This window comes from Streptomyces sp. NPDC057280, from assembly GCF_042668605.1.
Lineage (GTDB): Bacteria > Actinomycetota > Actinomycetes > Streptomycetales > Streptomycetaceae > Streptomyces.
Map to the genome: position 1 here is coordinate 373,307 of NZ_JBHUYR010000005.1, position 16,075 is coordinate 389,381.

At 71.7% G+C, this 16,075-nt stretch carries 13 protein-coding genes; 9 read left to right on the forward strand and 4 right to left on the reverse strand.

Annotated elements, in window-relative coordinates:
* Position 1: 1 nt before the first annotated feature.
* Positions 2–1,048: an energy-coupling factor ABC transporter permease gene (locus ACFUO4_RS29250; protein WP_383490520.1), complete on the reverse strand. Its 1,047-nt coding sequence runs from the start codon at positions 1,046–1,048 to the stop codon at positions 2–4.
* Between the two features lie 201 nt (positions 1,049–1,249).
* Between ACFUO4_RS29250 and ACFUO4_RS29255 the strand changes: the two genes are divergently transcribed.
* Positions 1,250–1,606 carry an SsgA family sporulation/cell division regulator gene (locus ACFUO4_RS29255; protein WP_079312719.1) on the forward strand — a complete coding sequence of 119 codons (357 nt, stop codon included), beginning with the start codon at positions 1,250–1,252 and terminating at the stop codon, positions 1,604–1,606.
* On the opposite strand, the gene ACFUO4_RS29260 is transcribed toward ACFUO4_RS29255, so the two are convergent.
* The 3 genes from ACFUO4_RS29260 to ACFUO4_RS29270 all read right to left on the reverse strand — a co-directional run bounded on the left by ACFUO4_RS29260 (position 1,603) and on the right by ACFUO4_RS29270 (position 6,868).
* The gene (locus tag ACFUO4_RS29260; RefSeq protein WP_383490522.1) at positions 1,603–3,279 is read right to left on the reverse strand and encodes a penicillin-binding transpeptidase domain-containing protein; all 1,677 of its coding nucleotides are present in this window, start codon (positions 3,277–3,279) and stop codon (positions 1,603–1,605) included. The genes ACFUO4_RS29255 and ACFUO4_RS29260 overlap by 4 nt on opposite strands.
* Before the next feature lie 99 nt (positions 3,280–3,378).
* Complete coding sequence (locus ACFUO4_RS29265) at positions 3,379–5,022, reverse strand: penicillin-binding transpeptidase domain-containing protein (protein WP_383490524.1); 1,644 nt, start codon at positions 5,020–5,022, stop codon at positions 3,379–3,381.
* Between the two features lie 94 nt (positions 5,023–5,116).
* Complete coding sequence (locus ACFUO4_RS29270; protein WP_383490526.1) at positions 5,117–6,868, reverse strand: dolichyl-phosphate-mannose--protein mannosyltransferase; 1,752 nt, start codon at positions 6,866–6,868, stop codon at positions 5,117–5,119.
* A gap of 62 nt (positions 6,869–6,930) precedes the next feature.
* On the opposite strand from ACFUO4_RS29270, the gene rsmI reads away from it, so the two are divergent.
* The 8 genes from rsmI (at position 6,931) to ACFUO4_RS29310 (ending at position 16,035) form a co-directional block, all read left to right on the forward strand.
* Entirely contained in the window at positions 6,931–7,779 is an 849-nt protein-coding gene (gene rsmI, locus ACFUO4_RS29275; protein ID WP_079312729.1) for a 16S rRNA (cytidine(1402)-2'-O)-methyltransferase, read from the forward strand.
* Between the two features lie 236 nt (positions 7,780–8,015).
* Positions 8,016–8,435: a hypothetical protein gene (locus tag ACFUO4_RS29280; RefSeq protein ID WP_079312730.1), complete on the forward strand. Its 420-nt coding sequence runs from the start codon at positions 8,016–8,018 to the stop codon at positions 8,433–8,435.
* A 45-nt stretch (positions 8,436–8,480) separates the two neighbouring features.
* Positions 8,481–9,371: a TatD family hydrolase gene (locus ACFUO4_RS29285; protein ID WP_079312731.1), complete on the forward strand. Its 891-nt coding sequence runs from the start codon at positions 8,481–8,483 to the stop codon at positions 9,369–9,371.
* A gap of 87 nt (positions 9,372–9,458) precedes the next feature.
* Complete coding sequence (locus tag ACFUO4_RS29290; RefSeq protein WP_383490529.1) at positions 9,459–10,796, forward strand: ubiquitin-like domain-containing protein; 1,338 nt, start codon at positions 9,459–9,461, stop codon at positions 10,794–10,796.
* 234 nt (positions 10,797–11,030) lie between these two features.
* Positions 11,031–12,008 carry a 16S rRNA (adenine(1518)-N(6)/adenine(1519)-N(6))-dimethyltransferase RsmA gene (gene rsmA / locus ACFUO4_RS29295; protein ID WP_383490531.1) on the forward strand — a complete coding sequence of 326 codons (978 nt, stop codon included), beginning with the start codon at positions 11,031–11,033 and terminating at the stop codon, positions 12,006–12,008.
* Complete coding sequence (locus tag ACFUO4_RS29300) at positions 12,005–12,907, forward strand: 4-(cytidine 5'-diphospho)-2-C-methyl-D-erythritol kinase (protein WP_383490533.1); 903 nt, start codon at positions 12,005–12,007, stop codon at positions 12,905–12,907. The genes rsmA and ACFUO4_RS29300 overlap by 4 nt, the downstream gene beginning before the upstream one ends.
* Positions 12,908–13,141: 234 nt before the next feature.
* A complete protein-coding gene (locus ACFUO4_RS29305; protein WP_079311430.1) occupies positions 13,142–13,921 on the forward strand; it encodes an MHYT domain-containing protein in 780 nt (259 codons plus the stop codon).
* A gap of 122 nt (positions 13,922–14,043) precedes the next feature.
* The gene (locus tag ACFUO4_RS29310; RefSeq protein WP_383490535.1) at positions 14,044–16,035 is read left to right on the forward strand and encodes a nitrate- and nitrite sensing domain-containing protein; all 1,992 of its coding nucleotides are present in this window, start codon (positions 14,044–14,046) and stop codon (positions 16,033–16,035) included.
* Positions 16,036–16,075: the final 40 nt, after the last annotated feature.

Genomic DNA, 16,075 nt, shown 5'->3' on the forward strand with positions numbered 1-16,075 from the left:
GTCAGACGCCCGCGCTCACGGGGGTGACGTCGTCGGCCGTGCGCCGCCTGCGCACCGCCCAGAACACCGCGCTGCCCGCGACAACCGTGACGCCGACGCCGATGACGCCCGCGAGACCGCCGGAGAGCCGGGCGTCGTCGACGTCCTTGACGCCGTAGTCGGCGAGCGGCGAGTCGGCGGCGGCGTGCTTCTCGGTCTTCCGGTCGATGCCCTGGTCGGCGGCGACCTTCTCCAGGCCGTCGGGGCTGGCGGAGGCGTAGAAGCTGACGCCGCCCGCGAGGACGAGGGAGGTGACGAGGCCGGCCAGCCACACCGTGCGGTGCGAGCGGGCGGCGGCGGGGACGGCCACCGGGTCGGGAGCGTCGACGAGTTCGCCGCCGACCCGCAGCTTGAGCCGCTGCCGCAGGTCGCGGGCGCCGTACACGAGGTCGGGGCGGACGGCGACGACGGCGGCGACCGTCAGCGCGGTGATCGTGGCCTCGCCGATGCCGATCAGGACGTGCACGCCGACCATCGCGGTGGTGACCTTGCCGATGGAGACGTCGGTGGTGCCGCCGACCCAGTAGATCAGCGTGAAGGCGACGGCCGCGGCCGGCACGGACAGCAGCGCGGCGGCGAAGGAGGCCACGGTGATCGACCGGCGCCCCCGCGGCAGCACCTTCACCAGGGCGCGGAAGACGGCGTAGGCGACGACCGTCGTCACCACCGCCATGTCCGTGATGTTCACGCCGAGCGCGGTCAGCCCGCCGTCCGCGAAGAGGATGCCCTGCATGAGCAGGACGACGGAGACGCACAGCACGCCGGTGCAGGGGCCGACGAGGATCGCCGCGAGGGCGCCGCCCAGGAGGTGGCCGCTGGTGCCCGCGGCGACGGGGAAGTTGAGCATCTGGACGGCGAAGATGAACGCCGCCACCAGCCCCGCGAGCGGCGCGGTCCGCTCGTCGAGCTCGCGGCGCGCGCCGCGCAGGCTCACGGCGACGGCGGCCGCGGCGACCACTCCGGTGGCGGCGGACACGGGGGCGTCTATGAATCCGTCAGGCACATGCACCGTTAGATGATGCGGCTTAATGCGAAGAACTTGCAAGAGCGAGCCGGTTGTGGGGTCACTGTGTGCCTCGTCCCGGGCCCGCTGTGTGAGATGCCCGACGATGTCCGGCGTCCGGGAGCGCGCTCGGGAAAATATGCGACATTGGAAAGGAAGCGGTCGCACAGCTTCCGCACAGGTCACTCAGCGTAAGGGGCCGAGCCGATGTCCGTAGTCGAACAGTACGCGCGAGCCCATATCGTCACGGACGCCGACATCACGGTCGCCGAACCCGAGGCCGTCCCCGTCGTCCTGCGCTACGACCCCGAGACCGACCCGCGCGCGGTGCGCGTCGGGCTGCCGGGGCCGCACGAGTGGACCTTCGCGCGGGCGCTCCTGGAGCAGGGCCTGCGGGCGCCGGTCGAGGCCGGGGACGTCCGGGTGTGGCCGTGCGGCCGGGTGCAGGCTGTGGTGGAGTTCCACTCCACCCAGGGCGTCTCCGTGGTGCAGTTCGAGTCCAAGGCCCTGCTCAGGTTCCTGCGCCGGACCTACACGGCCACGGCCGCCCCGGTGAGCAGCTAGCTCCCCATCTTCAGCAGCGCCGCCACGATCGGCCCGGCCGTGTCGCCGCCGTGCCCGCCCGCCTGGACGACGCCGGCCGCGGCGAGGTCGCCCCGGTACGCGGTGAACCAGCCGTTGGGCTTCTTCTGGCCGTCGACCTCCGCCGAGCCGGTCTTGGCGCCGACGTTGCCGTAGACGCCCTGCATTGCCTCCGCCGCAGTGCCGTAGGCCGCCGTGTACGCCATCAGCTCGCGCAGCTGGCTCAGCGTGCCCGAGGACATCGTGCGTGAGGCCTTCGCGAGCGTGCGGCCGTCCACGTCCGGGGAGACCAGGTACGGCTGCCGGAAGACGCCCGACTCGACGGTCGCCGACACCGACGCCATGTTCAGCGGGTTCATGCGCACCCCGCCCTGGCCGATCAGCGAGGCCGCCATCTGCGCCTGCGACTGCACCGGCACCGAGCCGTCGAAGGTGGGCACGCCGACCGCCCAGTTGTTCATGGACAGCCCGAAGACCTGCTGGGCCTGCCGGGTCAGCGAGTCGTTCTCCAGCTTCGGCGCCTGGCTGATGAAGGCGGTGTTGCAGGAGCGGGCGAAGCTCGCCTTGAAGGTGCCGCCCTTGATCGAGAACTTGTCGTCGTTCTGGAACTTCCAGCCGCCGTACGTGAAGTACTTCGGGCACGGATGCGTCTTGTCCGCCGACGCCAGCCCCTTCTCGATCAGCAGCGAGGACGTGACGACCTTCATCGTGGAGCCGGGGGCCAGGGAGCCCTGGAAGGCCACGTTGAAGCCCTTGTTGGCGTTCGCCACCGCGAGGATCTCGCCGGTCGAGGGCCGCAGCACCACCACGGACGACTGCGCCCGCTTGGCGACCTGCGCCTCGGCCGCCGCCTGGAGGGCCGGGCTGAGCGTCGTCTTCACCGTCCCCGGCGTGCCCTTGCTGAGCTCCAGCAGGGTCTTGTCGGACAGCTTGTCCTTCTTCGACTCCTTGCCGCGCACCACCTGGAGCTCGACGCCCGCCTTGCCGCCGGCCTTCTTGCCGTACTTCTCGCGCAGCCCGTCGAGCACCGAGCCCAGCGACGGGTACTTCTCGGTGGTGATCTCGCCGCCGTCGCGGTCGACGGCCTTGACCGGCGGCGTCCCGGACTCGCCGGTGACCAGGGTGTCGCCGTCCTTCAGATCCGGGTGGACGACCGCGGAGTGCCAGTCGACCTGGGGCTTGCCGGTGGTGGTGTTCCGTACGACCGTGAGGGAACTGTCGTACGACAACGGCTTCGACTTGCCCTTGTACGACACCGTCGCCTTCACCGCGAAGGGCACCTCGGCGCCGGTCGGGGTGCCGGGGGTGAGGGTGACGTCCTTGAGGTGGGCGTCCTTGGCGTACCCGGTGAGGAGCTTCGTGGCGGCCTCGGTGTCGCTGGTGACGGCCGCCGCCTGGGCGACCTTGCCCTGCTGCCAGGACGTCAGGAACGTCCGCGTCGCGGTGGTGACCTCGGTCGCGGACAGCGGGCCCGTCTTCACCTTCGGCTTGCCGTCGGACGCGGTCGAGGACGTACGGTCCTCGGCCACCGCCCCGCCGCCGTACAGCACGTACCCGGCGAGGCCGGCGCCGCCGACGACCACGGCGACCATCCCGCCGATCACGGCGGGACGGTGCGTCCTACGTCGCTCGGCGACGCGCCTTCTCTTGCCCACAGCCTTCGTTCCTCCGCGAAATCACCGGGGTCCCCGTTGCCCTTGTCCCTCACCTCAACGACGGCGACCAGCCTAGAGTCCCGTCCTGTGCGGGTGAGTTCAGTCTCCCGCCAGCAGCACGGCCCGCACGATCGGTCCGGCCGCGTCGACGCCGTGGCCGCCCTGCTCGGTCATCGCGGCCGCCGCCACATCACCGCGGAAGCCGGTGAACCAGCTGTTGGAGGTGGCGTTGCCGTCGACCTCCGCGGAGCCCGTCTTCGCGCCGATGTCGGCGCTGCCGAGGCCCCGCATGATGCCCGTCGCGGTGCCCGGCGCCTGCGTGGCCGTCATCCGCATCATCTGCTTCAACTGGTAGACGGTGCTCGACCGCAGGCCCTCGGCCGTGGCCAGGTCACGGTCGTCGAGCTTCGGCGAGACCAGGTACGGCTGGCGGAAGGCGCCGGTGATGGCGGTGGCCGTCACGGACGCCATGTTCAGCGGGTTCATGGTGACCTGGCCCTGTCCGATGGCGTTCGCCGCGCGGTCCGGGCCGCCGGCGGCCGGGACGCTGCCGTCCTGGGAGGTGATGCCGGTCTTCCAGTTGTCGCGGCCGAGCCCGAACTTGTTCTGTGCCTCGGCCGTCAGTGATTCGTCGGTCAGCGGCTTCTCGTCGATCAGCTTGATGAAGGCCGTGTTGCAGGACCGCATGAAGCTGTTGGCGAGCGTGGCGTTCTCGTTGGGCTGCATGTTCTTGAGGTTGTGGAAGGTCTGCCCCTGCCACACCGCTTCCGGCGGGCAGGGCGCCGGGCCGTTCATCGTGGTCACGCCGTTGTCGATGAGCATCGCGGCGGTGATGATCTTCATCGTGGAGCCGGGGGCGACCTTGCCCTCGAAGGCCGCGTTGAAGCCGTCGTCACGGTGGTTGGCGACCGCCAGCACCTCGCCGGTGCTCGGCTTGACCGCGACCACCGAGGAGTTGTCGTACCGGGTCACGGCCTTCTCTGCGGCGGCCTGCGCGCTCGCGCTGATCGTGGTCTGCAGCTTGCCCGCCTCGCCCTTGGAGAGCGTGAGGAGCGAGGTGTCGGGGGCGCCGTTGCCGTCGTGGCGCACGTACAGCTCGACGCCCGGTCTGCCGCCCGCCCGGGCGCCGTACTTCTCGCGCAGGGCGTCCAGGATCGGGCCGAGGGAGGGGTACTTGTCCTTCGTCAGCACCTTGCCGCCGCGGTCCAGGGCCTCGATGGGCGGCGCGGACGAGGAGCCGGTGACGAGGCTGTCCTGGTCCGTCCGCAGCTCGGGATGGACCACCGACGGCTTCCAGTCGACCAGCGGCTTGCCGGTGGTGATCCCGCGCACGACGGTCAGGGAGCTCTTGTACGTCAGCGGCGCGGACTTTCCCTCGTACGTCACCTTCGCCTTCACGGTGAAGGGAACCGTCGTGCCCTTCGCCGTGCCGGGCGTGATCTTCACGGCGGTGATGTGCGCGTCCTCGGCGTACGACGTCAGCAGCGTCTTCGCCGCCGCGTTGTTGTTGGTGAACTGTGCGGCGGCCGCCGCCGAGCCCTTCTCCCAGTCCGCGAAGAACTTCTCCGAGGCATCCCGGACCTCGTCGGCGCCGAGCGGCCCGGACTTCACCTCGGAGCCGCCCGCACCGGAACCCCCGTCGCCGTTCAGCGCGGACACGATGTTGAACGCGCCGTAGCCGGCCCCACCCACCATCACGGCGAACACGCCGCCGATGACGGTGACCTTGACCCCCTTGTTCATGGAACTGAACCCCTCCCCGTTAACAGTCCTCCGCACCCTAAGTGGGCCGAGTGAAAACTGTGAGGGGTGTTTCCCTTTGTAGCCGAGTTGTTGACTAGACCCAGGTATCCAGCCACATCCGTGAACGCCAGTCATCGATCGGGATGGCGGTCCCGGTGTACAGGGGCCAGAAGTAGATGAAGTTCCAGGCGATCAGCAGCACCAGCACGCCCGCCCCGGTCGCCCCCGCCACCCGCCGCGTGTCGCTCGCGCCGGGCGGTCCGACGATCGCGCCGATCATCATCGCCACGGCCAGGCACAGGAACGGCAGGAAGACGACGGCGTAGAAGAAGAAGATCGTCCGCTCCTGGTACATGAACCAGGGCAGGTAGCCGGCCGCGATGCCGCAGGCGATGGCGCCGGCCCGCCAGTCCCGGCGGAAGAACCAGCGCCACAGCACGTACAGCACCGCGAAGGCCGCCGCCCACCACAGCAGGGGCGTACCGATCGCGAGGACCTCGCGCGCGCACTTCTCCGTCGCGTCGACCGGGCAGCCGTCCTTGCCGGCGGCCGGGGACTCGTAGAAGTACGACACCGGGCGGCCGTCGACGATCCAGCTCCACGGGTTGGACTGGTACGTGTGCGGGGAGCTGAGGCCCACATGGAACTCGTAGACCTGGTGCTCGTAGTGCCACAGGCTGCGCCACCAGTCCGGGAACAGCCAGGACCAGCTGCTGTCCTTGCCGTCGGTCGCGGCCCAGTTGCGGTAGTAGCCGCCGGTGCCGTCGGTCGGGGAGAGGATCCAGCCGAGCCAGGACAGCAGGTAGGTGGCGATCGCCACCGGGATCGTCGCCAGGAAGGTCAGGCCCAGGTCGTGCTTGAGGACGGCCGTGTACGGGTGGCGGGCGCCGGCGACCTTGCGGGAGCCGACGTCCCACAGCACGGCCATGACGCAGAACGCGGCCATGATGTACAGGCCGTTCCACTTGGTGCCGATGGCCAGGCCCAGCATCAGGCCCGCCAGCCAGCGCCAGGGGCGCCATCCGAACCGGGTGGTCTCCGCGACGTGCCGGTCCGGGCGGGCGTGGCCGTCCGCGTCGACCGGCAGCGCGGCGGCGAGTTTCTCGCGCGTCTTGTCCCGGTCGATCACCAGGCAGCCGAACGCGGCCAGCACGAAGAACATCAGCACGCCGTCGAGCAGCGAGGTGCGGGCCATCACGAACGCCAGCCCGTCCACCGCCATCAGCGCGCCCGCGAGGCAGCCGAGGAACGTCGAGCGGAAGATCCGGCGGCCGATCCGGCACAGCATCAGGACCGACAGCGTGCCCAGCAGCGCGGTCATGAACCGCCAGCCGTACGGGTTGAGGCCGAACATCAGCTCGCCGAGCCCGATGACGTACTTGCCGACCGGCGGATGCACGACGTACGACGCGTCCGTCGGGATGGTCACCTTGCTGCCGATGTCGAGGATGACGTCGTTGGCGTTCTTGTCCCAGGACACCTCGAAGCCGCGGTGGACGATCGCCCACGCGTCCTTGGCGTAGTACGTCTCGTCGAATATCACCGCCTTGGGGTGGTCCAGGTGCCAGAACCGGATCCAGCCCGCGAGGAACGTGACGAGCAGCGGACCGCCCCACGCCGACCAGCCCACGAAGTAGTCGGCCACCGGCTTGCGGACGCCGAGCGCCGCCCACATGCGCGGGTTGGGCCGGGTGTACGGCGGCACCAGCCGGTCCCGGACATCGCTTCTCGGCCCCGCCGAGTAGCCGAAGCGGCGCAGCCGCTGCTGCCAGGACGGCCGCTGGTCCTGCGGCATCTGGTCCTGCCGGGTGTCCGTGGAGTCCATGGACGACGCTGTACTGGTCACCGCGCCATCGTAGGGAACACGTCTGTGGGAGTCCCGTGGATGGGCCCTGCGAGGATGGAAACGTGACAGGAACCCTTGTTTTGGCAGGCACCCCCATCGGCGACATCGCGGACGCCCCGCCCCGGCTGGCCGCGGAACTGGCCGCCGCGGACGTGGTCGCCGCCGAGGACACCCGGCGGCTGCGGCGCCTCACCCAGGCGCTCGGCGTCACCCCCAAGGGGCGTGTCGTGTCGTACTTCGAGGGCAACGAGGCGGCCCGCACGCCCGAGCTGGTCGAGGAACTCGCCGGCGGCGCGCGCGTGCTGCTGGTGACGGACGCCGGCATGCCCTCGGTGTCGGACCCCGGCTACCGGCTGGTCGCGGCCTGCGTGGAGAAGGACGTCCGCGTCACCGCCGTCCCCGGCCCGTCCGCCGTGCTGACCGCGCTCGCGCTGTCCGGGCTGCCCGTCGACCGGTTCTGCTTCGAGGGGTTCCTGCCCAGGAAGGCGGGGGAGCGGCTGTCGCGGCTGCGGGAGGTCGCCGAGGAGCGGCGCACCCTCGTCTACTTCGAGGCCCCGCACCGGCTCGACGACACCCTCGCCGCGATGGCCTCCGTCTTCGGCGAGGACCGGCGGGCGGCCGTCTGCCGTGAGCTGACGAAGACGTACGAGGAGGTCAAGCGCGGTCCGCTGGGGGAGCTGGCGGTGTGGGCCGCGGAGGGCGTGCGCGGGGAGATCACCGTCGTCGTGGAGGGGGCGCCCGAGAGGGGCGCGCAGGACGTGAGCGCGGAGGAGCTCGTGCGCCGGGTACGCGTGCGCGAGGAGGCCGGCGAGCGCCGCAAGGAGGCGATCGCGGCGGTGGCGGTGGAGGCCGGACTGCCCAAGCGGGAGGTGTTCGACGCGGTCGTCGCGGCGAAGAACGCGGGTGTGTGACAGCGGAGGCGTATGCCCTCTGAGCAGGGCGCATGTCGTTTGAGCGGGCGCCCCACGGGTGGGTAAAGCGCGGCGGTCGAAAGCAAAGCCCAGCCCCCCGCGGCAGGGCCGTTTTGGCAAGGAAAGTCCAAATCGGATCCAACAGTCGACAGGGCTGGTGCATTCGCGGCGGCGGAAGCGTCCACTGGGTGCAGGGACGCACCCGTCCCGGTGTCCAGCGGACCAGAGGAGCTGGCATGAGCGAGATCGCAGGGCAGACCGCCGCACTGCGCAGTGGCGCCACCGCCGTCGTCCACGAGTCGTACTCCTTCGCCTGCATGCGCTGCGGGCACGGCTGGGAGCAGTCGTACGAGATCGAGCACCACACCGACGCCGACGGCCACGAGTTCGTCATCTACGTCGCCGACCAGCAGGTCGTGCCGTCGCCGTTGTCCCGGCCCGCGTGCCAGAACTGCGACGGCCACGTCGTGCGCATCATGCGGGCGGGCCAGGTCTCCTCGGTGCGCGACGCGGCGCACCGGCATCAGCACCGGGCGCCGCAGGCCGGCCCCGTGGAGGTGCCGGAGGTACCGGAGGTGCCCGCACAGGCCGAGGAGCGCCACCACTGGCAGCTGTCCGATCTCCTGCACCCGTTCCACCACCGCAAGGCGAGCTGAGCTCCGCCGGTCCGGGTGGGCATGCCCCTTTCGTAGGATCGGGGCATGCCTTCGAATTCCTCCGACACGTCCGGCAAGAACGCGGCACCGCCGCTCCCGGAGCCCCTCCGGGTGCCCGTGGCCGACTCCCACACCCACCTCGACATGCAGTCCGGGACGGTGGAGGAGGCGCTCGCGAAGGCCGCGTCGGTGGGCGTGACCACGGTCGTGCAGGTCGGCTGCGACATCAAGGGCTCGCAGTGGGCCGCGGAGACGGCCGCCGCCTTCGACAGCGTCCACGCGACCGTCGCCCTGCACCCCAACGAGGCGCCGCGCATCGTGCACGGCGACCCCGACGGCTGGTCCCGGCAGGGCGCGCGGCAGCCAGGGGGCGCGCAGGCGCTCGACGAGGCGCTCGCCGAGATCGACCGGCTCGCGGCGCTGCCCCAGGTCAAGGGCGTCGGCGAGACCGGCCTCGACTACTTCCGCACCGGCCCCGAGGGCAAGGAGGCGCAGGAGCGCTCCTTCCGCGCCCACATCGAGATCGCCAAGCGGCACGGCAAGGCCCTCGTCATCCACGACCGCGACGCCCACGACGACGTCCTGCGCGTGCTGAAGGAGGAGGGCGCGCCCGAGCGGACGGTGTTCCACTGCTACTCCGGCGACGCGGAGATGGCCGAAGTGTGCGCACGCGAGGGCTACTTCATGTCCTTCGCCGGCAACGTCACCTTCAAGAACGCCCAGAACCTGCGGGACGCGGTGGCGGTGGCCCCGCTGGAGCTGCTCCTGGTCGAGACCGACGCCCCGTTCCTGACGCCGGTGCCGTACCGCGGACGGCCCAACGCGCCCTACCTGATTCCGGTCACGGTGCGCGCGCTGGCCGCGGTGCGCGGCATCGACGAGGACGCCCTGGCCACGGCCCTCGCCGCCAACACGGCACGCGCGTTCGGCTACTGAACACCACGCTGAGTACTCGCGTCGCTTTGGAGAGTGACGACCGCTCCGCTAGGTTCTGGGTCTCTCTGGACCCTGGAGCGTGTCGGCGTGAGCAACTCCCAGTACCAGACGTACGAGCCGTACGGCGCGGCCTACGACCCGCACAGCGCGGAGACGCTGGCGTACGGCGTGCAGACGGCGCCGCCCATGCCGGTGGCGTACGAGGACACCTACACGCCCGCTTACGACCTGCCCGGCGCACCCGCGCCCGCGTCGGCGCCCGAGCCCGCCTCGCGCGCCGGAGCGAGTCGGCGGGCCGCGCGCCGGCGGAAGATGCGGGGCGCCGAGCGCGCGGACAGCACCATGCGCCGGCTGCTGCCGCAGGCGCTGGTCGTCGCCTTCCTCGCGGGCGGGACCACCGCGTTCGTCGCCAAGGACAAGGCGATCGAGCTGAACGTCGACGGCAAGCCGCGCACTCTGCACACCTTCGCGGACGACGTGACCGAGCTGCTCGCCGAGGAAGGCGTCGACGTGGGGGCGCACGACGTGGTCGCGCCCGCCCCCGGGACGGCGCTCAGCAGCGGCGACGAGATCGCCGTGCACTACGGGCGCCCCCTCCGGCTCACGATCGACGGGCAGCGGCGCGAGGTGTGGACGACGGCGCACACGGTGGAGGGGGCGCTCAAACAGTTCGGGGTGCGCGCTGAGGGCGCGTATCTGTCGGCCGCGCGCTCCCAGCGCATCGGGCGCGAGGGGCTGGCGCTGGACGTGCGCACCGAGCGCGCGGTCACCGTCATGGCCGACGGGCGCTCCCGGACCGTGCGCACCAACGCGGCGACCGTCCGGGAGGTCATCGAGGAGGCCGGGATCACCCTGCGCGGGCAGGACACCACGTCGGTCGCGCCGGGCAGCTTCCCGCGCGACGGCCAGACGGTGACGGTGCTGCGGATCACCGGCACCAAGGAGGTCCGCGAGGAGACGATCCCGTTCCGGGTGGAGCGCCGTGAGGACGCCTCGCTGTTCAAGGGCACCGAGGTCGTCGAGCAGGCCGGACGGGAAGGGGTGCGGCAGGTCACGTACTCCCTGCGCACCGTCAACGGCGTCAAGCAGAAGCCGCGGCGGATCAGGACCGAGGTGGTGCGCGAGCCGCGGGCGCAGGTGGTGAAGGTGGGGACCAAGCCGCTGCCGGCCTCCGTGCAGGGGGCGGACGGGCTGAACTGGCAGGGCCTCGCGACCTGCGAGTCCGGGGGACGGCCGAACGCGGTGGACCCCTCGGGGACGTACGGCGGGCTGTACCAGTTCGACACCCGCACCTGGCAGAGCCTCGGCGGCAGCGGCCGCCCCCAGGACGCCCCGGCGGCGGAACAGACGTTCCGGGCGAAGAAGCTGTACGTACGACGAGGGGCGAGCCCCTGGCCGCACTGCGGGCGGCGGTTGCACGGCTGAGGGCCGCGGCGCGGGGCGGTGGCGGCGGGGCTGACGGTTGCGGCGCGGGGCGGTGGCGGCGGGGCTGACGGTTGCGGCGCGGGGCGGTGGCGGCGGGGCTGACGGTTGCGGCGCGGGGCGGTGGCGGCAGGGCTGACGGTTGCGGCGCGGGGCGGCGGCTGCGCGGCTGACGGCCGGCACCGGCGACACAGATCTGTGGCGGAACCGGCGCAGCCGCCCCCGTACCCTTGTCCCGTGACCAGCAGCCCCACCCCCGACGCCCTCCTCGGCCCCGCCGACATCCGTGAGCTCGCGGATGTCCTCGGTGTCCGGCCGACCAAGCAGCGCGGACAGAACTTCGTCATCGACGCGAACACGGTCCGCCGGATCGTCCGCACCGCCGACGTACGGCCGGACGACGTGGTCGTGGAGGTCGGGCCGGGGCTCGGGTCGCTCACGCTCGCGCTGCTGGAGGTCGCCGACCGCGTCACGGCCGTCGAGATCGACGACGTACTGGCTTCCGCGCTGCCCGCCACCATCGCCGCGCGCATGCCGCGGCGGGCCGAGCGGTTCGCGCTGGTGCACTCCGACGCCATGCACGTCGAGGAGCTGCCGGGGCCGCCCCCGACCGCGCTGGTCGCGAACCTCCCGTACAACGTCGCCGTGCCCGTGCTGCTGCACATGCTCGACACCTTCCCGAGCATCGAGCGCACCCTCGTGATGGTCCAGGCCGAGGTCGCCGACCGACTCGCCGCCGGGCCCGGCTCCCGGGTCTACGGCGTCCCGTCGGTGAAGGCGAACTGGTACGCCGAGGTCAAGCGGGCCGGCTCCATCGGGCGCAACGTCTTCTGGCCCGCGCCCAACGTCGACAGCGGGCTCGTGTCGCTGGTCCGGCGGGCCGAGCCGATCAAGACCAGCGCCTCCAAGCGTGAGGTCTTCGCCGTCGTGGACGCCGCGTTCGCGCAGCGCCGCAAGACCCTGCGGGCCGCGCTGGCCGGCTGGGCGGGGTCCGCGGCGGCGGCCGAGGCCGCCCTCGTCGCCGCCGGGGTCTCACCGCAGGCACGCGGGGAGTCGCTGACGGTGGAGGAGTTCGCGCGGATCGCGGAGAACAAGCAGGAGCAGCCGGAGCCGGCGAACAAGCCGGAGCCGGAGCCCACGCACCAGCCGGAGCAGGAGCCCACGCACCAGCCGGAGCAGGAGCCGGAGCCGGAGCAGGAGCAGGAGCAGCAGTGAGCGTCACCGTCCGCGTCCCCGCCAAGGTCAACGTCCAGCTCGCCGTCGGGGCCGCGCGTCCCGACGGGTTCCACGACCTCGCCAACGTCTTCCTCGCCGTCGGCCTGTACGACGAGGTCACGGTCACGCCCGCCGCCGAGCTGAGCGTCACCTGCGAGGGCCCGGACGCCGCCCTCGTCCCTCTCGACCGGACGAACCTCGCGGCGCGGGCCGCACTGATCCTCGCCGAGCGCCGCGGCATCGAACCCGCGGTCCATCTCCACATCGCCAAGGACATCCCCGTCGCCGGTGGGATGGCGGGGGGCAGCGCGGACGGCGCCGGTGCGCTGCTCGCCTGCGACGCGCTGTGGGGCACGCAGGCCTCCCGTGAGGAACTCCTCGACATCTGCGCCGAGTTGGGCAGCGACGTGCCGTTCAGCCTGGTCGGCGGAGCGGCGCTCGGGACCGGGCGGGGGGAGAAGCTGACCGCGCTCGACGTCGGCGGGACGTTCCACTGGGTGTTCGCGATGGCCGAGCGCGGGCTGTCCACCCCGGCGGTGTTCCGTGAGTTCGACCGGCTCACGGAGCACGCGGACGTGCCCGAGCCCGTCGCCTCCGAGCCGCTGCTCGACGCGCTCGCCGAGGGCGACCCGGACGCGCTCGCGGCCGCCGTCTCCAACGACCTTCAGCCCGCGGCCCTCTCCCTCTTCCCGGAGCTCGCCGACACCCTGGCCGCGGGCCGCACCGCCGGTGCGCTCGCCGCGCTGGTGTCGGGGTCGGGGCCGACGACGGCGTTCCTCGCGCGCGATCCGGAGTCCGCGGCGAAGGTGGCCGAGGCGCTGCGCGTGTCCGGTACGTGCCGCTCTGTGCGGGTGGCGTCGGGACCCGCGCCGGGTGCGACCGTGGTGGCCGGAAACTGACCCCCGGTCAAAGCCTCCCGGTGATCTCCCGATCCTCCTCGAACCCTTCACCGTCTCGTAGTTGACTGCATAAACATGCAGGTCAGATGTTAGCTACGCCACAATACTTTAATGTTCACCAATACCCTCCCTGGTCCTTTTTGGCGCCCTCTGTCCCACGGGAACGGCTGACATGATTCGGCCAACTCCGGTCCCCCTTACCGGTGGTACTCCGTGGCGAAAGGAAGTCCCCCCATGGGCCACATGGATCACTTCAGTGCCGGCTGGGTCACCCCCGTCCTTTCCTATGTCATGGCGTGCGTCGGATCGGCGCTCGGGCTGCGCTGCACCGTCAGGGCGCTCGAAGCGGACGGTGCCTCGAAACGGAACTGGCTGACGCTCGCCTCCGTCGCCATTGGCTCGGGCATCTGGACCATGCACTTCGTCGCCATGCTCGGCTTCAGCGTCGAGGGCACGCCGATCCGCTACGACATCCCGCTCACCGTCCTCAGCCTGCTGATGTCCATCGGTGTGGTCGCGGCCGGCGTCTTCACCGCCGGGTACGGCAAGTCCCGTGTCACCTCTGTGGCGTTCGGCGGTCTCGGTGCGGGCGTCGGGGTCGCCGCCATGCACTACACCGGCATGGCCGCGCTCAACCTGCACGGCCAGGTCGACTACGACCCCGCGCTCGTCATCGCGTCCGTCGCGATCGCGGTGGTCGCGGCGACCGCCGCGCTGACGCTCACGCTGATCGTCCGCGGTGGTGTGCTGGCCGCACTCGCCGCGCTGGTCATGGGGCTTGCCGTGAGCAGCATGCACTACACCGCGATGTACGCCGTGAGCATTCGACTGTCGCCCAGCAGTGCGGAGTTGGGCGGCGCCACGCCGACCGAGTTCATCTTCCCGCTGGCCGTGGTGCTGGGGTCGTTCCTGTTCCTCGCCGCCGCGTACGTGGCGTTGTCGCCGACCGGGAAGCGGCATGAGTCGGCTGTCGCCGCGGAGATTCTTCGTGAGGTCGAGCTGGCTACTGCGTGAGCGCCAACTGATCTGCCACGTCAGCTGATGTGGCGCCTGCGGGCTCGTTGTGGCTTGTCGCGCAGTTCCCCGCGCCCCTCAGGGGCGTTGTACGCACCCGAACCACCCATCTGAGGTCCCCCATGCGCGTTCTCCGCACCACCACCGGCAGACTCCGCCCCAGATCCGTCCGAGCCAAGATCGTCTCCCTGCTCATGCTGCCCATCGTGTCGCTCATGGCGCTGTGGGGATTCGCCGCCGTGACGACCGCGTCCAGCATCGGTGACGCCGAGCGGGCCAAGGACGTCAACGCCGAACTGCTCACCCCCGTCGGTGAGTTCGTCACCGCCGTGCAGACCGAGCGGACCGCCGTCATGGAGCGTCGGACCGTGCCCGCCGATGTCCGCAGGTCCACCGACCGGGCCGCCTCCGCGCTGCTGGACGGCATCAACGCCTCCAGCTCGGACGCCGCGCTGCTCGACGCGCGTCTGCCCCGCCGCATCGAGAAGCTGAAGGGTGCGGCCGACGGGCTCGGGCAGACGCGGACCGAGGCGACCGCCAAGGGCGCCACGTCCGCGGTGGCGTACACGAAGTACTCCGCGGTCGTCGAGGACGCCTTCTCGGTCGCGGGCGGTCTCACCGGCGACCAGAGCACGGATGCCGCGTCCGACGCGCGCGTGGTGCTCGAACTCGCCCGCGCGCGGGAGGCGTTGGCCCAGGAGCAGGCGCTGCTCGGGGCGGCGCGGGCGGCCGGGACGCTGACCGGGCAGCAGTACACGCAGTTCGTCGGCGCGGTCGCCACCCGGCGCGGGCTGCTCGGGCCCGCGGTCGCCGACCTCAAGGCCGAGCACCGGACGGCGTACGAGAAGATCCTGGACGGCGACGCCTACGCCGGGGTCCAGGCCGTGGAGAACCGGGTGCGGAGCGCCGGTCCGGGGGCCTCCGCCGTGGCGTCGGGGCTGCTGCGCGGCTGGGACGCGGACGTCGCCGGGACGCTGAAGGACCTGACGGCCGCCGAGACCGGCGCCGGTACGGGCGCCACCGCGCAGGCCGACCCGTTCGGCTGGGACACCCTCGGCGCCTCCGGTGTCGCAGTGGTGCTGGGCCTCGTCGGTGTGCTGCTGTCGCTGCTGGTGTCCGTGCTCGTCGGGCGCGGGCTCATCGTCGAGCTGCTCGACCTGCGCAACGACGCCCTGGAGGTGGCCGGGCGCCGACTGCCGCAGGCCATGCGGAAGTTGCACGCCGGACAAGGCGTCGACATCGACGCCGAGGCCCCCTTGCGGCGCCTCGTCGGCGACGAACTCGCCCAGGTGGGAACCGCGTTGACCGCCGTGCAGCGGGCCGCGCTCAAGGCGGCCTCCGAACGCGCCGAACTCCTCAGCGGCATCTCCGGCGTCTACGTCAGCCTCGCCCGCCGCAGCCAGGTCCTCCTCCACCGCCAACTGGACCTGCTGGACGGCATGCAGCGCCGCCGGCAGGAGCCGCAGGACCTCCAGGACCTGCACCGCGTCGACTACCTGGCGACCCGCATGCGCCGCCACTCCGAGTCCCTGCTGATCCTGTCCGGCATCGCCCCCGGCCGCGGCTGGCGGGACCCGATCCCGCTGGCGGACGTGCTGCGGGCCGCCGTCGCCGAGATCGAGAACGCGCCGCGTGTGCAGATCTGGGCCGTGCCGAAGGTGTCCGTGCTCGGCGGCTCGGTCGCCGACGTCATCCACCTGCTCGCCGAACTCGTCGAGAACGCCGCCGCGTTCTCCCCGCCCAGCGCCAAGGTGCAGCTGCGCGCGGCCCGGATGCGCGACGGTGTGCTCATCGAGGTCGAGGACAGCGGCTTCGGCATGAACGAACAGGCCCTCGCCGAGGCCAACGGCAAGATCCAGTCCGAGAAGGTCGACCTCCTCGACGCCAAGCAGATCGGCCTGTTCGTGGTCAACCGGCTGCGCGAGCGCCAGGGGCTGCGGGTGGAGCTGCGCTCCTCGCCGGGTGGCGGTGTCACGGCCGCGGTCCTCATCCCCGAGGCGCTCACGCGGGACGACATGCCGGTCGGCGAACTGGCCGCCGGCGGACGCGGACTGGCACCCGCGGCGGCGCTCATCCCGCAGCAGCGACCGGGCTTCGGCGGCGCCGGGATGTGACCACGTCTTCGCGCTATCTCCACACCAAGCACTGGGAAAG